We start from the raw sequence: 20,030 nt of genomic DNA, 5'->3' as shown, positions 1-20,030 counted from the left end.
GCCGCAACGTTTTCCTGCTTGGCGTCGATTTCGGTCTTGCCCTTGACTTCGGTCTTCTGGGCGAAAGCCGGGGAAGCGGCAAAGGCGGCGGCGATGATCAGGGTGGCGATAGTGCGCATGAGGTTTCTCCTAGGTTAGTAATTGATTGCTACGACGCTTCGTTTGCAAGATATCTATTTCTATTTCGGTGGCGTCGTAGTTCCCTTAACGACCGAGTGCCGACTCGGTTGACTTCCCGACCCAAGATCGCGGTGCCTTAATTCGGTGATCCGCCGTTTCGAGAAAAGCCTTGAACTTCGTACGAAACTCGGCAGTTCGGCGCAAAAGGCGTCGGAGGTGGCGGCAATAAGCCGCTGATCTTTGACGCGCTCCTTGTGGTTTCCCGAACAACGGCGCGGGAACGAGTACCGGGGTCGCCTCGCTCTCCCCCCACTAACGAGGCATTGGCCGCCTACTTTCTCGCCATCCAGCCGCTCGATGCGGCGTAGTGACTTGATGGGCCGTATCAATAACCGAGCCGCCAAGCGTGGAAGCGCGCGACCCAGGCAAGCAACTTCTGTGGTGCGTGCGCTTTTTTCCAGTTTCCAGCGACGTACTTGTTGGCTTCGGCCAGCGTCGGATAGATGTGTATCGTGGCGAGTATCCGGTTTAGGCCGATGCCCTGCCGCATCGCCAGAACGTATTCGGCGATCAAGTCGCCAGCGTGCTCGCCGACAATGGTGACGCCGAGGATTTTGTCCTTGCCGGGAACGGTGAGAACCTTGATGAAGCCGTGCGCTTCGCCGTCGGCGATCGCTCGGTCGAGGTCGTCGATGCCATAGACTGTCACTTCGTGTGCGATGTCACGTTCCCGGGCCTCGCATTCGTTAATGCCGACGCGTGCCACCTCGGGCTCCACAAAGGTCGCCCAGGGGATTACCGAGTAGTCGGCACGGAATTTGCGGAACGGATCGAACAGCGCATTGACTGCGGCATACCATGCCTGATGCGCCGCCGTGTGGGTAAACTGGAACGGCCCGGCGACGTCGCCGGCGGCGTAGATGTTCGGATATTTCGTTTGCAGGAAGTCGTTCGTCGCGATCGTTCGACCGACCGTGATCCCCAGTTCTTCGAGGCCGTAGCCAGCGAGATTAGCGACTCGGCCGACAGCGACCAGCAGTGCGTCGAAGGGGATGCGTATATCCTCACCGTTGTGCTCCGCGATCAGGATTTTTTCGCCATTGTCGACGACGAACTGCTTGGCGCGGTGGTTGACCCGCAGGACAATTCCCTCGGCGGCGAAGCGCCGGCTGACCAACTCGGAAACATCTGGGTCTTCGCGCATCATGAGCCGTGGTGCTGCTTCAACCTGTGTCACCGCGCTGCCGAAACGGGCGAAAGTTTGTGTCAGCTCGCAGCCGATCGGGCCGCCGCCGAGAACCAGCAAGCGGCGTGGCAGCTCGCGCAATTCCCAGACGTTGTCCGAAGTCAGATAGCCGACTTCTTCGATGCCCGGAATCGGTGGCACGAAGGGACGGGCACCGGTGGCAATGACGATGCTGCGGGTGCTGATTCTTTCCTTTTCTCCGCTCTGGCGGATGACCTCGACCTCCCAGGGCGAAACGATCCTGGCGCTTCCGGCGATGACCTCGACGCCGAGCGCCGCATAACGTTCCGCCGAATCGTGCGGCTCGACGGCCTTGATTATTCGCTGCACCCGTTCCATCACCTCGGCGAAGTCGAACTCGGCGCGCGCGCTACGGATGCCGAATTCCGCCGAGCGTCGCAGTTGCGAGAGCAACTTCGCCGAGCGGATCAGCGCCTTCGAAGGCACGCAGCCGGTGTTCAGACAGTCGCCGCCGAGGCGATGCTTCTCGATCAGAGTGACCTTGGCCCGCACGGCCGCCGCAATATAGGCTGTGACCAGCCCGGCCGAGCCGGCCCCGATGACGATCAGGTTGCGCCCGAAACGTGTCGGCTTTTTCCAGCCGGCATAGACGCGGCGCGCGGTCAGCGTGCCGACGACCCTCTTGGCGAGCAGCGGGAATACTCCCAGCAAAACCAGCGAGCCGAGCAAACCGGGCGAAAGAATGCCGGACGGCGAGTCGATCTTCGCCAATTGCGTGCCCGCGTTCACGTAGACCAATGTGCCAGCGAGCATGCCGATCTGACTGACCCAATAAAAGGTGCGCGTTCGAATCGGTGTCAGACCCATCAGCAGGTTGATGACAAAGAAGGGAAAGACCGGTACGAGGCGCAGGGTGAACAGGTAGAAGCCACCTTCGTTTTCAATGCCGGCGTTGATCGCCCGCAAGCGTTCGCCGAAGCGTTTCTGTACCCAGTCGCGCAGCAGAAAACGTGAGGCCAGGAAGGCCAGAGTGGCGCCTAGCGAAGAGGCGAAGGAGACCAGCAGCACTCCCCACAGCAGGCCGAAAACCGCGCCGCCGATGAGTGTCAGCACGGCGGCTCCCGGCAGCGAGAGACCGGTCACCGCGACGTAGACGACGAAAAAGATCGCAGCCGCCAGCAAGGGTTGGGCGCTTCGCCAAGCCTCGATCGTCGCTTGCTGGTTGCGAAAATGGTCGAGGCTCAGTAAACGGCCCAGGTCGAGCCCAAAATACGCCAGCACAAGGGCCGCCAGAGCGGCCAGCAGCAGTAACTTATGGGTTTTCATTGCAGGGCGCTTTCCAATGGTTGTTGAGGTGCACAACATTGTGTCGTTCGCCGATCGTCGGTCCTTACACGCTGTTCCAGCGTCTTCTAATGACCGTCCGACATTTCGCCTCAGCCGAGTCTTCCACGGCAAGCCAAACCAGAAACTCGGTCGGGTGCCTGTCGCGCTGCCCTGGAGCTATGAACTTTGGACACTCGAGAGCGAACTGGCCGGTCTCTGCGAAAGGCGCGACGCCCCCGATACCGCGCCGCTTCAGTAATTGGCAAGCCTTATCATGATTTCGCGAATCCGCTCGCCGATCTCTGCCGCGGGCAAAGCGTAGGCGAACTTGCGGATATAGCGGCCATCCGGACCGAGCAGGAACATTCCCGCCGAGTGGTCAACCGCGTACTGTTCCGCTGGTGCTCCGGGTTCGCGCACGATTTCGTAACGGACGAGGAAGTTGTCGGCCGCGCGCCGAATCAAGGCTGGCGGGCCACTCAGAGCCATGATCCGCGGGTCGAAAAAACCGACGTAATGCTGTAGGACGCTGGCCGTGTCACGCTCTGGGTCAAGCGTGATGAACAAGGTCTGCAGTCGTCCCGCTTCCTTGCCGAGTCGGGTCAATATAGCCGCCATTTCGGCCAGCGTGGTCGGACAGACGTCGGGGCAGGAGGTATAGCCGAACGAGATCAGTTGGAAGCGTCCTGGAAAATCGCCATTGCTTACGGCGCGCCCGTTGCCGTCCATCAAAAGGTAGCGGCCATGGCTCGGAGAAGGCGTTTCGAAGCTGGCTGTCGGCTCCTCGTTGTCCTCGGCCGCGCCGCCGATCAGCGGTGCGAAACCCGCCGCCAATAGCGCGCAGAGCAGAAGCCTCTTCGGCCTCATTGCGGCTGACCGAGCGACAAGACAGCCGGTAGGCGCTGTGCCATTTCGTCGACTCTGGAGTTGAAGTCAGTGGCCGCCGGGCACTCGCGCTCACCTTGGGCCAGAAAGGCAGCACTGCTCTGTTCTTCGAAGATCTCGCCGTAACGGCGGGTTTTGGGAGAGTACTTGATCATCAGTGCCTTGATCTGGCTGACAACGGTCTTTTCGTCGCAGGCCAGCGCTTGGCCATTCAGCCGCCCGAGCTCGCCGACGGCGGCGAGTCCGGCATCGGCCATGGCCGCTTCGACGAACAGGCTAAGGAAGGCGAGCAGGGTCAGGTGTCTCATCGCGCTTTCAGCGGTAATGGATGGTGTTCACTGCAGGGACTCCGATTATAGGCGGTCTGGCAAGAAACCGTCCTTGATTGGCCTCAAGAAGCAAAGGCGACCTGTCGATGCCGACAGGTCGCACAAGCAGTGAACTGCCGGCGTGTTCGCTAGTGCGCTAAACTGTGCCGTCGCTGTCGCTCCCATCCGCCAATGGCGACACACACCGGATTTCCCCATGTCGCAACTCGTACTCTTGCCGCACAAGGATCGCTCGCTTGCCCGCCGCCACCCCTGGATATTTGCTGGCGCGGTCGACCGGCTCGATGGCCGCGCACGGCCCGGTGACACGGTCGAGGTTGTAGCCGCCAATGGCCGTCCCTTGGCCAAGGCGGCGTGGAGCCCGGCGTCGAAGATTCGCGCTCGGGTGTGGACCTTTGACCCGGCAGAAGTCGTCGACGACGCTTTCTTCAAGCGCCACATACAGGCGGCGCTCGAGCGACGTCAGTCGATTCCCGAATTGCGTTATCAGGACGGCCTGCGCTTGCTGCACGGCGAGTCCGACGGATTGCCGGGCGTGATCGCCGATCGCTATGGTGACACCGTGGTCCTGCAATTGACAGCCGCCGGCGCCGACCGATGGCGCCGGGCGATCATTGGCGCGCTGCAGAGGGCGAGCGGCTGCGCTCGAATCTACGAGCGGTCGGATTCCGACGTGCGCCGACTCGAGGGACTCGATGCGGTGACGGGTTGGGTTCTTGGTACGGCGCCCGCCACGCCGCTGACCATCGTCGAGAACGGCGTGCGGATGCAGGTCGACGTAACGGCCGGCCACAAGACCGGCTTTTATCTCGACCAGCGCGAGAACAGGCGGCTGACGCGCGACCTGGCTGCCGATCGGATGACCTTGAACTGTTTCTGCTACACCGGTGGTTTTTCGCTGCAAGCGCTGGCCGGCGGCGCGGCGCACGTGCTGTCGATCGACTCGTCGGCCCCGGCCCTGGCAACTGCGATCGACAACCTGGCGCTCAACCCGCAACTTGCGGCCGAGCGCGCCGAATGGCGCCAAGCGGACGTCTTTGCGGAGTTGCGCACCCTGAGAAGTGCCGGTCAGCGCTTCGACCTGATCATTCTCGATCCGCCCAAGTTCGCACCTTCAGCGGCTTACGCCGAGCGCGCGGCGCGTGCCTATCGGGACATCAATGTTCTGGGTTTTCGCCTGCTCAATCCAGGCGGTCTGCTGATGACTTACTCGTGTTCGGGCGGTATCCGCGGTGAGCATTTTCAGCAGATCGTCAGCGATGCGGCGCTCGACGCCGGACGTCAGGCACGCCTGCTGCGGCGGCTCGCGGCGCCGCCGGATCACCCCGTAGCGCTGCACTTCGGCGAGGGCGAGTATCTCAAGGGCCTACTCTGTCAGGTTGATTGACGGCGCCACGGAGGGCAGCCTGGGCGAAACGACGGCCAGTCGCTAGCCGCTGCCCCAAATTTGCTGGACGCGGGCGTCGCGACCGCAACCTTGGCGATAGTAGGCATAGCGGATCGGGTTCTTCCTGTAGTAGTCCTGGTGGTACTCCTCAGCCGGGTAGAAGGCAGAAGCCGCCATGATCTCGGTTTCGATGCGCGGCAGCTTGCCGCTCGCCAGCAGCGCGTTGCGGCTGCTTTCGGCAATTCTTCGCTCGCCCTCGTTCTGCCAGTAGATGCCGCTGCGGTATTGGCTGCCGACGTCACAGAACTGCCGGTTCTTGACGGTGGGATCGATGTGGCGCCAAAAGTACTCTACCAGTTGTGCATAGCTGACCTTCTGCGGGTCGTAGCTCACGCGGACGGCCTCGGTGTGGCCAGTGCTGCCCGCGCTGACCTGCTCGTAGGTCGGATTGACGGTCCGTCCGGCGGTGTAGCCGGATTGCACGGCAACGACTCCCGGCAGCTTCTCGAAATCCGCTTCGATACACCAGAAGCAACCACCGGCGAAGATTGCACTGCGGACTTCATTCTTGCCGGCGAGCGGAGCGTCAGCCGCACCGGTGGCACCGGCAACGACGCTTAGGACGAGCACAGCGACCGTCATCCGGCGGGCGCTCACGTACGCAGCTCCGGCAGTTTGTCGGTCCGCGGAACGAAAGCCAGCGCCACGCCGTTGTTGCAGTAGCGCTTGCCGGTGGGTTTTGGCCCATCGTTGAACACGTGACCTTGGTGCCCGCCGCAGTGTACACAGTGGTACTCGGTACGCGGATAGATCAGCTTGAAATCGGTTCGGGTCGCGATCGATCCCGGCAAGTGGTCCCAAAAGCTAGGCCAACCGGTACCGCTCTCATATTTCTTCGAGCTGTCGAATAGCGGCAGGTAGCACGCGGCGCAAACGAAAGTGCCGTCGCGCTTCTCGTGGTTCAACGGGCTGCTTCCGGCGCGTTCGGTATCCTCTTCGAAGAGGACGCGATAAGCGGGCTGCGGCAGCAGCTTCGCCCACTCGGCTTTTGTCTTTTGCAGCGGCGTGTCGCCCCTCTCGCCCGCCCGGCTAGGGCCAGGGGCGGCTATGGGCAGCACGAAGGCAGACAAGCAGCTCAGCCATCTCAATGTTTGACGACGATCCATGGAGTTCTCCGAAAAATTAGAAGCAAGAAGTGGCAATCGTCACGGCGCCGCCACCTCCTGTGTCTGAAGGCAAGGATTCCACCGGTCGCCAGGGTTCAGGTGAGCGAGCTAAAACGCTTGTCCACCATATTTGCCCCGGTCCAGGAAGGACTGTGACAGTTCGTACGGCCAATACGTTGCGGCAAAGACGTCTGACGACCCAGTGGGTTCGCCGCCTTCTCGGACGCCGGACTTGAGGATTGGTCGCTGGTCGAGCGAAAAACTTACACTGCTTGCCCAGCGCTGTTCCAGCGGACTTGTTCCCGCTCGGGCCGCAGTCGGTGCGCAGAACGATTGCCCTCCTACGGCCAGTTGGCGAACTTTTTGAGGTTGCCCCCATGCCATCAAGATGGGCGACCGGCTTCGAAATGTTCGGCGTTCGTTACGAGACAAGGCTCGCGCCGCGCGATTCAGTGCGCGTGGAACCTGACAAGGGATCTCGGGTCGTTGACGAATGCCATGCCGACGGGCCTTGGCAAGCAGCGGCTGACGTTCTAGTATGGCGTGACTTCCCGACCAGAAAGGACGCTTCATGAAGACAATCAGGCAAATCCTGGCCGCCAAGAGCGGGCCGCTGGTGATCGTCGCCCCTGACGACGCTGTTTTTCATGCTTTGCAAGTGATGGCCGACCACAACGTGGGCGCTGTCCTCGTGCTCGATGGAAAACAACTGGTCGGCATCTTCTCCGAGCGCGACTACGCGCGCAAGGTCATCCTGTACGGCAAGGCCTCGAAGGACACCACTGTGCGCGAGATCATGACTGACAAAGTGCTTTACGTCACCCCTGAGCGCACGGTCGATGAGTGCATGGCCATCATGACCGAAAAGCACTTCCGTCATTTGCCGGTACTCGACGAGGACGGCCGGGTACTCGGTATCGTTTCGATTGGCGATGTGGTGAAGGAAACGATCTGCGAGCAGCAGTTCATCATACAGCAGATGGAAAAGTACATTACCGGCTGAGGATTCCGCGCGCGCCCTCATGGAAGTTCGTCGAGGCCGAACTTCGCCAAGTGCGCCGTCTGACCCCAGGCTTCGAGCCTCCAGGAGTCGCCGCGAACACTGACCCAGTTGATCGCCGCGTTGGGGATCAGAAAGTCGCGCGGGGCGCTCAGTGGATTGCCGCGCACCAAACGGTTGACGATGTCGAGGACACCGCCGTGGGTGACGACGATGATCGTCTCGCCACGATGGTCGGCGGCCAGCAGCCAGAGCCCTGTGCTGACGCGCTCATGCAGTTGCTGCAGGCTCTCGCCGCCACAGGGAATCACGAACTCCGGGTCGCGCCTCTCGAACGACAGATACTCGGCCGTGTAGGCGGCACGTGATTCGGAGTAGGTCAGTCCTTCGAAAAGGCCATAACGCCGCTCGCGGAATTCCGGCCGCAGAATCGGCACCAACCCCAAGCGGTTGGCGATGCTTTGTGCGGTCTGCCGGGCGCGTAACAGGTCGCTGCTGTACAAGGCGGCCACCGGTTCCCCGGAAAGCCACTTGGCAGCCGCGTCAGCCTGCGCCAGGCCGGCGGCGTTCAGCCCGATGTCGATTTGTCCTTGGATCCGTTGTTCCGCGTTCCAGTTGGTTTCGCCGTGCCGGACGAGGCAAATATGGGTAGCTTCCATGTCGATCGCTCAATCGCCGCCGTGTCTGCGGACGGCTTCGGGGCCTTGGAAAATGAATCCCAGATTCTAAACGACGCGCCGAGTTTTCGCCGCCGGCTATGTTTTCTCAGCCGCGCCACTTTCCGAGGTGCCACGCAGGCGGTCGCAACAGCCGTTAATTGTGTTCTGCCTACCGAAAGACTGACCCTCGCGATCGCCGCCGGGTTTCGGCGGCATGCGAGTCGCGCAAGAAGTTTTCGGAAGAGCCAAACAAGCACTTGCCATCGCCAAGCGTGCGGGTTGGGAGCCATTGGCCAAGAGGCAAGCACTGAACGCCTCGGAAGCCTATAATCGGCGCGATGTACATCGTCGTGATCGGATGGCTGTACGTCACCGCGCTGATGGCGCTGACTGAATCCAGCGTGGTTGCCGGCACCCTCTCCTTCCTTTTCTACGGGTTGCTGCCGATGGCCTTGCTGCTGTGGCTTTTCGGCGGCCCGGGGCGCCGCCGCCGTGCCGCTGGCCGCTCACGCGCCGGAGCGGCGGAGCCCGATCGCTGACTAATCGTCGGATAGCCAGATCATGGAAGCCATTCGTCCGGTGACGCCATCGCGTCGGTAGGAGAAAAAACGGCTTTCCTCACGCACGGTACAGTATCCGCCGCCAAACAGAGCCCCTACTCCGACGCGGCCGAAAGCCTGCCGCGCGAGCAGATAGATATCGGCCAGCCACTTGGACTGATGAGACTCACGCGAGGTCCCGGAGCGGCCAGACACGCCGCCCGATCCGCCGCCAGCGGACAAAGGGGTAAACGCTTCGGCCGCCGCGGCGTACGCATCAACGAAAGCCCGTCGTACTTCCTCGCCGACCTCGAACGACTGCGGGCCTATCGCCGGTCCCAGATAGGCGAGCAACTGCCGGCCGGGAACGCCGACAGCGCCTACCGTTTGTTCGAGGACGCCAGCCTGCAAGCCGCGCCAGCCGGCGTGGACCGCCGCGACGACGCGAGCCGAGCGGTCACAGATGAGAACCGGCAGACAGTCCGCAGTCATCACCGCGCAGACGACGCCTGTCTGTCGAGCGACTGCGGCATCGGCAACCGGAGCCGACTCCCGGTCCGTCTTCGCGGCATCGACGACCGTCGCACCGTGCACCTGTTTCAGCCATAGCGGTGGAGCCGGCAAACGTCGTGCCAAGCGTCGACGGTTCTCGCTCACCGCCAGTGGATCGTCACCGACATGATCACTCAAGTTGAAACTGGCATACGGCGTGGCGCTCACGCCGCCCGAGCGGCTGCTGATGAGGCTTCGCACGCGTGCCGGCGCTGGCCAATCGGGGACGATCCAGCCCTCGCTCTCACTGTTCTCCTGGATCATCGTCTTCCGGCTCTTCGACATCGACGTGGAGGATTGACGAGCGGCCGTCCTCGTCCCAGAACTCTTCCTCATTACGCTCTCCGTCCACGCCATCCATGTCCTGAGCGGACAAAGACTCGAGCCGTGACGCATGAAGTAACGCGGCCATGTCGGCCGGCAAGTCAGAGCGCCATTGCATCGCCCTGCCTAGTTCCGGGTGAAGCAGCGCTAGACGCCAAGCATGCAGGGCCTGACGCGAAAACAGCGGGCCGCGCGCGACGTGACCGGCCCCACCGTAGATCGGGTCACCGATCAGCGGATGTCCGATCGACGCCATGTGTACGCGAATCTGGTGCGTCCGCCCGGTTTCCAGTGCGCATTCGATCAACGTACAGTCGACGAAGCGCTCGAGCACCCGATAGTGCGTACGCGCCGGTTTGCCGTTGTGAACGACCGCCATTTTGGTGCGTACACCCGGATGGCGCCCGATTGGCGCATCGACCACTCCGGCCCGATCGACGCCGCCGCGCACGAGCGCCTGATAGCAACGCCTTACCGTGCGTGCCTGCAACTGCCGGACGAGATCGGTATGGGCCTCGAGTGCCTTGGCGACGACCATCAGGCCGCTGGTATCTTTGTCGAGTCGATGCACGATGCCCGCCCGTGGCACCTCGGCGAGCTGCGGCGCATGGTGCAGCAAAGCATTGAGCAGAGTCCCCGTCCAGTTGCCGTTTCCCGGATGCACGACGAGTCCCACCGGTTTGTCGATAACGATCAGGCTGTCGTCTTCGTACACAATCCGCAGGGGTATGTCCTCGGGTGCCGACGATTCCGCTCGCGCGTCGCTCGCCTCGGCGATCTCGATGGCCTCGCCGCCCCAAAGTCGGTGGCGAGGTTCGACGGTGCGTATTCCTCCGACCACGACTCGTCCTTGACGAATCCAGTCCTGCAGGCGGCTACGGGAATGTTGCGTGAGCAGACGGGCAAGCACTTGGTCGAGGCGTTGCCCGCCGCAGTCGACCGGCACGCTCAGGGCGATTCCAGGGTTTGCGCTATAATCGCGCGACCCGCCGTCCTTCATGAACGTGTCTGACGGCGCCTTTCTTTTCTGTGGGTTTTCCATCATGCGTAGTTTAGCGGTTATCGCGGCGCTTATCGTCACCGCTCTCGTGGCGGGTTGTGGTCTGCTCCCGGAGGCGAAGGATGAAACCATAGGCTGGTCGGCCAACAAGCTCTACGCCGAGGCCAAGGAGGCGCTCAACGACGGTTCCTACACCAAGGCAATCAAGTACTTCGAGAAGCTTGAGTCACGCTATCCCTATGGCCGCTACGCTCAGCAAGCGCAGATCGAAATCGCCTATGCCTACTGGAAAGACCTCGAACCGGCTTCGGCGATCGCTGCTTGCGACCGTTTCATCAAGCTGCATCCCAACCACCCGAACGTCGACTACGTCTACTACTTACGCGGCCTGATCAATTTCAACGAAGACTTGGGCATCATGGGAGCTATCAGCAATCAGGACATGACGGAGCGCGACCCGAAGGGCGCGCGCGAGTCATTCGATGCTTTCAAGGAATTGGTGACGCGCTTTCCGGACAGCAAGTACACGCCCGATGCGCTGTTGCGCATGAAGTACCTGGTCAATGCCTTGGCTTCGCTCGAACTGCACGTCGCCCGCTACTATATGAAACGCGGTGCCTATCTGGCGGCGGCGAACCGCGCCCAGTATGCGGTAAAGAACTACCCCGATGCGCCGGCGACTGAAGAAGCGTTGTTCATCATGGTCAAGGCCTACGACTCGCTTGGCTTGAACGACCTGCGCGACGATGCCGAGCGCGTCATGCGCCGGAACTACCCGGACAGCCTCTACTACACACGCGGTCTCGACCGCAAGGAAGCGTGGTGGAAGCTCTGGTAGGCGCGAAGTCGAGGAAGTCCTTCACTTTAGATCGACTGTTTGACCGCCAGTACCGCCTGGTTGCGCAAGGTCCGCAACAACGTCAGTTCCTTTTCGGAGATTACGATATCCCCGGCATGCTCGCCGTCGGCATAGATCATGGCGACCGGGCTGGCCTTGAGACAAAGCGGGAACACAACGAAGGTCTCGGCGTTGACCGCTTGGCGAAACCAGGCCGGAATGCGAGCCGCGATCTTCGGATCGTTGGTGTCAGTGATCAGGATGTCGACGCCATTGGCGAGCGCCGCATGAAAGATGTCAGGCGTGAAGACCAGCGAAAAACGGAAACGCCGAGCGATCTCCTGAGCGTCGGGACCGAAGCCGAAGCGGCCGAGCATCGAATTGCTGCGCCCATCGCGGATGCACAGGATGACGCTCTTGAAGCCCTTGGCGCGATACATGGTTTCCAGAATGATGCGCAGCACGTCGTTGAGCTTGAACTCGCTGACCAGCGCGTTGCTGACATCCTGAATTCCGGCCAGAAGAACGATTTCGCTAGCCGCCGCAGCCTCGCCGGCCGGGACGCCTTGGTTGCCGTTGTCAGCTTCCGCATCGGGGGCGGGTATCTCGGGAGCGGTATCGGCCAGCAGAGCTCCGGATAACGCTTCTACGCGGGTCGCCGTCGCCTCGGCTATGGCCGGAACGGCTGCGGCCGCGGCCGCGCCGCCCCAGGCTCGGATTTGGCGACCGAAGCGGGTCTGTTGAAGATTGAGATGGATCGTGGAGGCGAGCTGCCCTACTTGTTCGAAGGACTTCTCCATCGTCCGACGCAGATCCTGCTCATTGAGCGGAACGACGTCTGCGAAGCGTGTCACGATGCGGCGCAATTCCTTCTGCTGCTGTTCGGGGGGCGTGTCGGCAACCACCACGCAGAGCTCGTTCGAGAGGGCCGAAAGCAGGCGCAGGTTTTCTTCAGCGTTAGTCGGTCGACGGATGCTGCCGGCCGGCAGCTTGCGCATGCTGTTGACGATCAGTCTCGGGAAGCCCCAAGTCTGAGCAATCGCAACGCCCAAATCCTCGTACGAAATGCCCAGCACCTGCAGCGCTGCCGCATCAGCCGAGCAGTTCTTCTGCTGCGTGACACGCCTGATTTCGGCACTCTCCTCCGGAAAGTAGTACTGACTGAGCAAGCGGCCGAGATTGTGGAACATCGCGCAGATGAACACCTGCTCGCCGTCGCCGCGCGCTGCCGTCTTGCTGCCGATGTCTTTGGCCAGAATCGCCGCCAGATTGGCGCGAATGAACTCGTCCTTGAGTTGATTGGCATTGTCCTTATTCTGCAGATGCTCGAACAGCATTACGGTGACGGCGATGCTGCGCACCGCATCGAGACCGAGAACGACGACCGCGCGCGATACGGTACTGATATTCCCGCCGCCGGCCTGGCGGTAGTAGCTCGAATTGACCATGCGCAGAATCTTGTTGGTCAGCGACAGATCTTTCAGGATCGTGTTGGCAACGTCCGAGATGTTCCGTGTTTCCGACGAAGTGATCCTGTTGATCGCGCCGACCGACTCGGAAAGCGCGGGGAAGTCGCTCTTGTGCCGCATGCGCCGCAGCAGGAAATCGATCGTGCTCTGCCGACCATCCACCGCCGCGGGGTTTTCCGGTGCCAGAAAGTCGTCGAGTGCCTCGCGCATCTGGACGGCGGACGCGTAGCGCTCCGCTGGATCACGCGCCAGCGCGCGATACAACAGGTGCACCAGCTTCTCGTCGAGCGCCGCTCTCATTTCCGGCGGCAATCGGATGTCTTCACTCGCGATCCGGTGCATCACCTGCTTGATATCGCTGCCCGGAACCGCTCGTTGCCCGGTCAGCAACTCGTAAAGCACGAGACCGGCGGAAAAAATGTCCGACCTTTCACTGCTCAGGCGCTGCGCGATGTACTCCGGCGCCATGTACGCCGGCGTGCCAACCAATTGCCCGCCACTATTGGACACGCCCTCGGCACGTGTGGCGATGCCGAAGTCCATTACTCGTGGGCTGTCATCGTCGTCGAGGAGGATGTTGCTCGGCTTCAGGTCGCGATGAATGATTCCGGCCGCGTGCGCATGGGCGATCGCGTCGAGGATCGGTTGCATGATGGCGATCGCCCTGTCCGGCGGCAGCCCGCCGCTGAGCCGCAGGTACTCGGCCAGAGTCTTGCCCGGCACATACTGGAACACCAGGTAAAGGTCGCCCTGCTCTTCCCCCGCCTCGAAGATCGGCACGATGCTCGGATGCCGCAACTGGCTGACGACCCGCGCCTCTTCGAGCAGTTGCCTGTCCTGGTTCGGATCGGGTCGCGAGAAGTGCAGCGTCTTGATCGCCACCTGCCGCTGCAGATGCGGATCCCGTGCCAGATAGACGACGCTCTGCGCTCCCCGACCGAGTTCACGAATTACCTCGAAACGTCCAACGCGCTTGTTCACGTATTCAACCAGCCTCCCCAAAGACTCATTCTAAGCATAAAGGCTGCCGCCACGGGGCCGTCACCGTCACGCGCAGCGCAACATTGCCGGCTTTCAGGCGCCTTCTTCGTCCGTCGTCGCGATCTCCTCGAGGTCCCCCAGCCGTCGTCGCACCTCCGGCAGCGGCAGTGCCTCGACACTTTTCAGCTTGCGCTCGATCTGGCGTGTCCGCACGCCTGCCGACTCGATACTTCGGCTGGCCTGCTCCAGTTTCCGGCGGGTCGCGTCGAGAACTTCGCCAAATCTGCCGAATTCGGTTTTGATGGCACCCAGAACCGCCCACACTTCGGATGCGCGGCGCTCGATCGCCAGCGTCCGGAAACCCATCTGCAGGCTGTTAAGCAGGGCCGACAGCGTCGTCGGCCCGGCAACGCAGATGCGCCACTCGCGCTGCAGGCCGTCCACCAGCCCCGGCCGGCGCAAAGCCTCGGCGTACAGGCCTTCGGTCGGCAGGTAAAGGATGGCGAAATCGGTCGTATGGGGCGGCTCGACGTACTTGTCGTGAATCTTGCGCGCCTCTTCGCGCAGCCGTGTCTCGAGCGATTTGACCGCCAGTTCGAGCGCCATCGTGTCGCCTCTCTCCTGCGCGTCGAGCAGGCGCTGGTAGTCCTCGAGCGGGAACTTGGCGTCGATCGGAAGCCACACCGGACGCGCCTCGTCATGACCCGCCTCGCGCCCGGGCAAACGGACCGCAAACTCGACACGGTCGCTTCCGGTCGGCCGCGTCATCACGTTCTTGGCATATTGTTCGGGCGTCAGAAGCTGCTCGAGCAAGGCCGCCAGTTGCACCTCGCCCCAAATGCCGCGGGTCTTGACATTGTTCAGCACGCGCTTCAGATCGCCGACCCCGACAGCCAGGGTCTGCATCTCGCCAAGCCCGCGCTGCACCTGTTCCAGACGATCGCTGACCAGCTTGAACGATTCACCCAAGCGCTGCTCGAGTGTGGCGTGCAGCTTCTCGTCGACGGTCCGGCGAATGTCCTCCAGCTTGCCGGCGTTGTCGGCCTGCAGCGCCCCGAGGCGAGCCTCGACAGCCCGACGCAGATGCTCGGAGCGCTGCTCGTGGCTGTCCGTCAGGCGTGCCAACTGCTGGGCGAAGGACTCGAGTTGTTGCGCCTGCTGCTTGCCCAGCTCACCCAACTGTGACGCCAGGGTTTGCGACAGACGGCCGACCGCCAGCGACTGCTCCTCGCGGTCGCCGCGTGCCGCGCTGGCCGCTTCTTGACGCCCCAAGGTCATCTCCTGGCGCAGTTCGCGCTCCAAGCGCTCGAGGCCGCCCTGCAAATCGCGGAAGCTCGCTTCCAGCCTTTCCCTTGCCAGCGCCGTACGGAGGAGAACGGCAATCTGCAAAGCGACCATCACGCTGGTGACCAGGACGACGACGTACGGCCAGGCCTCACTCACCGGCGGCGGCTTTCGGGGTACGTGGGCTGGTGAGTGTCGGAACGCTCATTTGAGCGAGAAGGCCACGCGATTGCCCGCCAGCCGATCGGTTGCCCCCGCCTTGCTCTCGGGTTTGTCGAGTTTGACCGGCAACATGAACAGGCGCTCGCCGGCAAGTTCATGCGCCAGCAGCCAATCGCGCACGGCTTTCGCCCGGCGGTCGGCAAGGTCGCGCAGATCTTCGTCATCGACGGACGAGTTGGCGAGAATCAATTTCTCCATTTCCTCGACCGGCAAGCCCTTGACCATACCCACCAGGTTGCGCGGTTTGGGGAACTTTTCAGCCCGATAGACGCGCTCGAGCAGTGCTGGATACTCATTCGCACCAACCTCGACGGAATCAGTCGAGCCGCTCTCCACACCGTTCTTCGTCAAGTCCTCCCTCTTCAAGGCGCGCACCTTGGTCGCCAGGCGAGCACGCTTCAAGCCCTCGGGATCGCTCTCCGTATCCGCTCGACCTTCGATTTCGAGTTTCAGCGCTGGCCGGTCAAGGAGGGCTTGCGCGAGCTTCTCGAGACGTTGCTGAATGGCCGGCGTGATCACCGCCTGTCCAAAATCGAAGTCGACAGTCGAGAGCTCTTCGCCACCGGCAAAAACCGAGCCCAGCAAGGCAAACGGCGAGGTCACCGCCTTCACCAGCAGATTGACGATCACTTTGACGACCAGGCCGCCAATACTGAATTCGGGGTCGTCCAGCGAACCCGAAATCGGCAGGTTGATGTCGATCTCGCCGTTACGATTCTTGAGCAGGGCTACCGCCAGCGTGACCGGCAGCTTGGTCGCTTCCGGACTGGCGATCTGATCGCCAAATGTGAGTTGGTCGAGAAACAGCCGATTTTCGGCGGTCAGTTGGCCGTTTTCGATCTTGTATTTTACGAACAGGGAGAGCTTGCCTTTCTCGATCGCGTAACCGGCATACTTGCCGGAGTACGGCGATAGCGACGTCATCTCGATCCCTTTGACGTCGGCCTCGAGGTCGAGATAGGGGGCAAGCGCCAGCGGGTTGAGTTTGGCCGTGACGGTCAGCGGTGCGATGTTGTCGTAGCTGCCGCGCAGGGCCAGGCTGGCGACACTGTCGGTGGCCGACGACAGGCCGCTGATGCTGCCGCCGACCTGCTTCAGGTTGGCGGAGTAGTTGGGCCTGATGAAGTTGTCGCTGAACCGGATGTCGCCGCCTTGCAGCGTTATCTTGCCGATCTTGATCGGCAACGCGGGCTTGCTCGCTGTGGCTATCGGCGCTACGGCCTTGCCTTCGGCCGTCGCCACGGCCGGCTCCGACGCTTTCGCTGGCGCGGCGGCCGGTGCCGTAGCCGTCTGGCGAACGATTTGCAGCAGGTTCAGCTTGCCCTCTCGACTAACGATCACCCTGGCGAAAAAGTCCGCCAGAGCGACTTCGCCAATCGCCAGCGAATTCGGATTAAGGCGCAGGTCGAGATGACCCAGGTGCAGGGATTTCCACTTCACGAAGTCGGCCGAGTTGATCTTGTCGATAGCGAAAAGATCGCCGACCGTGACCTGGCCGGAGAATCCTCCGCTCAGCGGAACCGCTTCGCCCGCCGCGTTTCCCGCCCGATGCAACTGCAGGTCGCCGCTCAACGTTACCTGCCCGCGTGTCAGCTCGATGTTCAGGAGCTCGGTAAAATAAGGCTGCAGTGGCAACAACTCGAGTGCTTTGGCGCTGATCTTGAGATCCACCGCCAAAGGAAAGGCTCTGGCCGTTCCACCGACCTCCACTTCCCCCTTGCGGTTCAGTTTGAAGCGGGCGGCCAGCGTCGCCGCCTTGCCCGGCTCGGTGGAAACGTTCTCGGCCGAGACGTTCAAGCCTTCGATAGTCTGCGTTGCCGTCGGCGACACGGTCGCATCCTCGAAGCGCAAACCAAGATCTTCGCCGCGATACTTGAGTACCGTCACCTTCCACGGTCGGGCGGTATCCTGCTGTGAGGCCACGACGACCTTCAATTGGGGCGGCTGCACGAACTCGACGCGACCGTTCGCGACGCGCCGGATCAATACCTTGCTACCGCTGGCCGTAAACTGGTCGATCAACAGCTCGCGCTTGGCCAGGTCGAGTCGCCCGCCCTTCACCGAGACCTCCGCATGTTTGATCCATTCGCCGGCATCGAGCCGCCACGCGACATCGAACTGCGCGGGTGCGTCTCCCTGGCTGTCGAGGTTCCGCAGGTCCAGCTCGAGTCCTTCGATGCGTGCGTCGAAAGGTGTGCCGTGCGACTCGTCAAGCCAATGCAGGGCGCCGGAACTGACCTGCGCCGCGCCGAGCGACCACACCGCCGGCACCGGCTTGACTTCCTCGGCCGACCCCGCCCGGGCCGCAAGTTCGCGCCTGAAAAACTGCAGCCAGTTCATCTCGCCCTGCCGGCTCACCCTCGCGTGAATCTCGGGTGATTCGATGGCCACGCGGTCGATCACGAACTTCCGTCCGAGCGGATCAAGGCTCGTCGCGAGCACCTGCAGGCGTTTGACGGCGAGTAGCGCCGCGCCGCTGGCATCCTTGACGTCGACATCCTTGACCGTAACGCTGCCGGAAAGTATCAGCGCCGCCGGAGCATCGTGCTGCCGGTGAAAGCTCAGTTTCAGATCACTGTCGAGGGCGCCGGAGACGACTTGCACCGGCAGGCGAAGCGATAGGTAGTCGAGGTACTTGGCCAACTGCACGTCGCGAAGATCGAGCGCCAGCTCGCTTTCCAAGGTTTCGGCAAATGGCTTGCTCTTGCCCTGGATGACCAGCGGCGAACCATCGACCGCGGCCGAGAAAGCCGGTTCGACGAAAATCTCGGCGGCTGTGGGCAAGCTGGAAATGAACGGCAAGGCGATATTGACTTCGCTGATCAGGTGTTTTTCGTCCAGCACCTGATCGTCGAGCTCGACTCTTCCGCCGCTGATTTGGATGTTGTTGACCGAGAACAGCGGCGTCGGATCGTCCGTGGCGGGTCGCGCCAGGAACTCGTCGATCAAGTCCGAAAAGTTGAAGCGTCCGTCAGTGTAGCGAACGAGCCTGAGTACTGGGCCGACCAGCTTGAGCTCGCTGACCACCGGCCCACCACGCAATAGCGAACTCGACTCGAGATTGAGGTACAGGCTGTCGAAGCCCGCGACTGTCTGCCCTCCACCCTTTTCCTGGATCGCCAGGCCGGCTACTTGCACCGACAGCGTGTAGGGGTTTATGCTCACGCCTTCAACGCTTACCGGCCGATGCAGTTGGTTGGACAGCCCATCGACGACCATCGACCGGACAAGCGGCGGTAGCGCAAAGTAGCCGAGCGCGCCGATGACGAGGACGATGAACGCGGTTCCCAGCGCGAGTTTCTTGATGGTCATGGAGGCAGTCGCCTTGGAAGGATCGCTTGGTTCAGTCATGGCAGGCCGCAAGCTGGCTGGTCGAACGGCGAATTTAGCACGAAGATGCGCTTCCCGCACCGGCACGAGGATTCGGGCAGAGCGGTGGGCGGCGTACCGCCGGACAGGAAGTCACGGCCTATGGCTTTCCCGTACTGCCGGCCCGCACATTGAGACCAACTTGTGAACGAGAAGAGCACCAAGACGTCATCCGGACCGAGAGTCCTGCTCGTTGACGATTGCGATTTGACGCGGACACTGCTGCGTAGCATCCTGCGCGACAACCGCTATGATGTCATTGGCGAGGCGCGCAATGGCGTCGTGGCGCTCGAACTCGCGGAACGTCTGCGCCCCGACATCGTCTGCCTGGACGTGATGATGCCGGAAATGGACGGTCTCGAAACGCTGCAGGCTATCCGAGTGATGTACCCGGAGACAGTCGTCGTGATGGTTACCGGAAACCCCAGCGCAGACGCCGTGCGCGAATCGATTCAGGCCGGCGCCAGTGGCTTCGTCATCAAACCGTTCAAGGCTGGCACGCTGCTCGACACGGTCGGCCGGGCCTGGCAGTCAGCGCGGCAACCGACGCCGTCGGTGAGCCGGCAAACCGCCTGAACCAGAATCGCCCGGCTCCAGGCCATTTCAGAAAGCGTTCTTCCACTCCCGCAAAGCGCCAAATACGGCGACTTCGTCGCGCGCCTCGGGAGCCCTGCGCTGAGTGCTGGCCAGCACTTCCGGTTCGCGGCAACGCAAGAAAGGGTTGGTCGCCTTCTCGATGGCGATGGTCGACGGCACCGTCGCGGCTCCTCGGGCGCGGGCCGCCGCCACTTCGGCGGCACGGTTCTGTAGTCGACGGTTGCCGGGCTCGACTGCCAGCGCAAAACGCAGGTTGGCCTGTGTGTATTCGTGCGCGCAATAGACGGCGGTTTCGTCCGGCAAGGCGGCCAGCCGAGCCAGTGATTCCGCCATTTGCGCGGCACTTCCCTCGAACAGGCGGCCACACCCGCCGGCGAACAAGGTATCCCCACAGAACAGACAGCCTGCGCCATAATACGCAACGTGTCCCAGCGTATGCCCGGGGACCGCGACGACCTGGAAGTCGTCATCGCAGGCGGCGATGCGGATTGTCTCTCCGCCACGCAAGGGGCGCGTGATGCCTGCGATGGATTCCGCTGCCGGCCCGAAAACCTCTGCCGCATGGTGCGCCAGCAAGTCCGACACCCCCCCCTGGTGATCGGCATGGTGATGCGTGACGAGTATGGTGGTCAGCGAAAGACGTTCTCTCCTGAGCACATCGAGGACCGGGCGCGCATCACCAGGGTCGACGACAGCGGCAGCGGCACCGTTGTGCAACAACCAGATGTAGTTATCCTTGAAGGCCGGGATACGGATGACGTCGAACATTGTCGAAT

At 62.2% G+C, this 20,030-nt stretch carries 17 protein-coding genes; 5 read left to right on the top strand and 12 right to left on the bottom strand.

Annotation, left to right across the window (positions count from 1 at the left end; genetic code table 11):
- Positions 1-505 precede the first annotated feature (505 nt).
- The 3 genes from Q1M07_RS10310 to Q1M07_RS10300 form a co-directional block, all read right to left on the bottom strand.
- Entirely contained in the window at positions 506-2,653 is a 2,148-nt protein-coding gene (locus Q1M07_RS10310; RefSeq protein WP_300453628.1) for an FAD-dependent oxidoreductase, read from the bottom strand.
- Positions 2,654-2,905: 252 nt separating this feature from the next.
- Entirely contained in the window at positions 2,906-3,520 is a 615-nt protein-coding gene (locus Q1M07_RS10305; protein WP_300453626.1) for an SCO family protein, read from the bottom strand.
- Positions 3,517-3,846: a hypothetical protein gene (locus tag Q1M07_RS10300; protein WP_300453624.1), complete on the bottom strand. Its 330-nt coding sequence runs from the start codon at positions 3,844-3,846 to the stop codon at positions 3,517-3,519. Before Q1M07_RS10300 ends, Q1M07_RS10305 begins: the two co-directional genes overlap by 4 nt.
- A 217-nt stretch (positions 3,847-4,063) precedes the next feature.
- On the opposite strand from Q1M07_RS10300, the gene Q1M07_RS10295 reads away from it, so the two are divergent.
- Entirely contained in the window at positions 4,064-5,254 is a 1,191-nt protein-coding gene (locus Q1M07_RS10295; protein ID WP_300453622.1) for a class I SAM-dependent methyltransferase, read from the top strand.
- Between the two features lie 42 nt (positions 5,255-5,296).
- Here Q1M07_RS10295 and msrA read toward each other — a convergent pair whose 3' ends face one another.
- Both msrA and msrB read right to left on the bottom strand, forming a co-directional pair.
- Positions 5,297-5,911: a peptide-methionine (S)-S-oxide reductase MsrA gene (msrA, locus tag Q1M07_RS10290; RefSeq protein WP_300453620.1), complete on the bottom strand. Its 615-nt coding sequence runs from the start codon at positions 5,909-5,911 to the stop codon at positions 5,297-5,299.
- Entirely contained in the window at positions 5,908-6,420 is a 513-nt protein-coding gene (gene msrB / locus Q1M07_RS10285) for a peptide-methionine (R)-S-oxide reductase MsrB (RefSeq protein ID WP_300453642.1), read from the bottom strand. Before msrB ends, msrA begins: the two co-directional genes overlap by 4 nt.
- A 571-nt stretch (positions 6,421-6,991) precedes the next feature.
- Between msrB and Q1M07_RS10280 the strand changes: the two genes are divergently transcribed.
- Complete coding sequence (locus Q1M07_RS10280; RefSeq protein WP_300453618.1) at positions 6,992-7,423, top strand: CBS domain-containing protein; 432 nt, start codon at positions 6,992-6,994, stop codon at positions 7,421-7,423.
- Between the two features lie 17 nt (positions 7,424-7,440).
- Here the strand turns inward: Q1M07_RS10280 and Q1M07_RS10275 are convergent, their stop codons facing one another.
- Complete coding sequence (locus tag Q1M07_RS10275) at positions 7,441-8,079, bottom strand: histidine phosphatase family protein (protein ID WP_300453616.1); 639 nt, start codon at positions 8,077-8,079, stop codon at positions 7,441-7,443.
- A 338-nt stretch (positions 8,080-8,417) separates the two neighbouring features.
- On the opposite strand from Q1M07_RS10275, the gene Q1M07_RS10270 reads away from it, so the two are divergent.
- Positions 8,418-8,618: a hypothetical protein gene (locus tag Q1M07_RS10270; RefSeq protein ID WP_300453614.1), complete on the top strand. Its 201-nt coding sequence runs from the start codon at positions 8,418-8,420 to the stop codon at positions 8,616-8,618.
- Here Q1M07_RS10270 and pgeF read toward each other — a convergent pair whose 3' ends face one another.
- Together pgeF and rluD are read right to left on the bottom strand one after the other, a co-directional pair.
- Positions 8,619-9,434, bottom strand: a complete 816-nt coding sequence (gene pgeF, locus Q1M07_RS10265) for a peptidoglycan editing factor PgeF (protein ID WP_300453613.1) — start codon at positions 9,432-9,434, stop codon at positions 8,619-8,621.
- A complete protein-coding gene (gene rluD / locus Q1M07_RS10260; protein ID WP_300453611.1) occupies positions 9,415-10,494 on the bottom strand; it encodes a 23S rRNA pseudouridine(1911/1915/1917) synthase RluD in 1,080 nt (359 codons plus the stop codon). The genes pgeF and rluD overlap by 20 nt, the downstream gene beginning before the upstream one ends.
- A gap of 43 nt (positions 10,495-10,537) precedes the next feature.
- Here rluD and Q1M07_RS10255 point away from each other — a divergent pair, with 43 nt between their 5' ends.
- On the top strand, positions 10,538-11,332 hold the full coding sequence (locus Q1M07_RS10255) for an outer membrane protein assembly factor BamD (RefSeq protein WP_300453609.1): 795 nt from the start codon (positions 10,538-10,540) through the stop codon (positions 11,330-11,332).
- A 26-nt stretch (positions 11,333-11,358) separates the two neighbouring features.
- Here the strand turns inward: Q1M07_RS10255 and Q1M07_RS10250 are convergent, their stop codons facing one another.
- The 3 genes from Q1M07_RS10250 to Q1M07_RS10240 all read right to left on the bottom strand — a co-directional run bounded on the left by Q1M07_RS10250 (position 11,359) and on the right by Q1M07_RS10240 (position 18,600).
- The gene (locus tag Q1M07_RS10250; protein WP_300453607.1) at positions 11,359-13,782 is read right to left on the bottom strand and encodes a serine/threonine protein kinase; all 2,424 of its coding nucleotides are present in this window, start codon (positions 13,780-13,782) and stop codon (positions 11,359-11,361) included.
- Positions 13,783-13,875: 93 nt separating this feature from the next.
- Positions 13,876-15,180 carry a DNA recombination protein RmuC gene (rmuC, locus tag Q1M07_RS10245; RefSeq protein ID WP_300453640.1) on the bottom strand — a complete coding sequence of 435 codons (1,305 nt, stop codon included), beginning with the start codon at positions 15,178-15,180 and terminating at the stop codon, positions 13,876-13,878.
- A 90-nt stretch (positions 15,181-15,270) separates the two neighbouring features.
- On the bottom strand, positions 15,271-18,600 hold the full coding sequence (locus tag Q1M07_RS10240) for a DUF748 domain-containing protein (RefSeq protein ID WP_300453605.1): 3,330 nt from the start codon (positions 18,598-18,600) through the stop codon (positions 15,271-15,273).
- A gap of 201 nt (positions 18,601-18,801) precedes the next feature.
- Here Q1M07_RS10240 and Q1M07_RS10235 point away from each other — a divergent pair, with 201 nt between their 5' ends.
- A complete protein-coding gene (locus Q1M07_RS10235; RefSeq protein ID WP_300453603.1) occupies positions 18,802-19,233 on the top strand; it encodes a response regulator in 432 nt (143 codons plus the stop codon).
- Between the two features lie 27 nt (positions 19,234-19,260).
- On the opposite strand, the gene gloB is transcribed toward Q1M07_RS10235, so the two are convergent.
- Positions 19,261-20,022 (bottom strand): hydroxyacylglutathione hydrolase, encoded by a 762-nt coding sequence (gene gloB, locus Q1M07_RS10230; RefSeq protein ID WP_300453601.1) that lies wholly within the window; start codon positions 20,020-20,022, stop codon positions 19,261-19,263.
- Positions 20,023-20,030 lie beyond the last annotated feature (8 nt).

The sequence above is a fragment of the Accumulibacter sp. genome (assembly GCF_029255285.1).
In the GTDB taxonomy this organism is placed as follows: Bacteria; Pseudomonadota; Gammaproteobacteria; order Burkholderiales; family Rhodocyclaceae; genus Accumulibacter.
The sequence above is the reverse complement of the archived record's forward strand: the minus strand, read 5'-3'. Positions and strand labels throughout refer to the sequence as shown.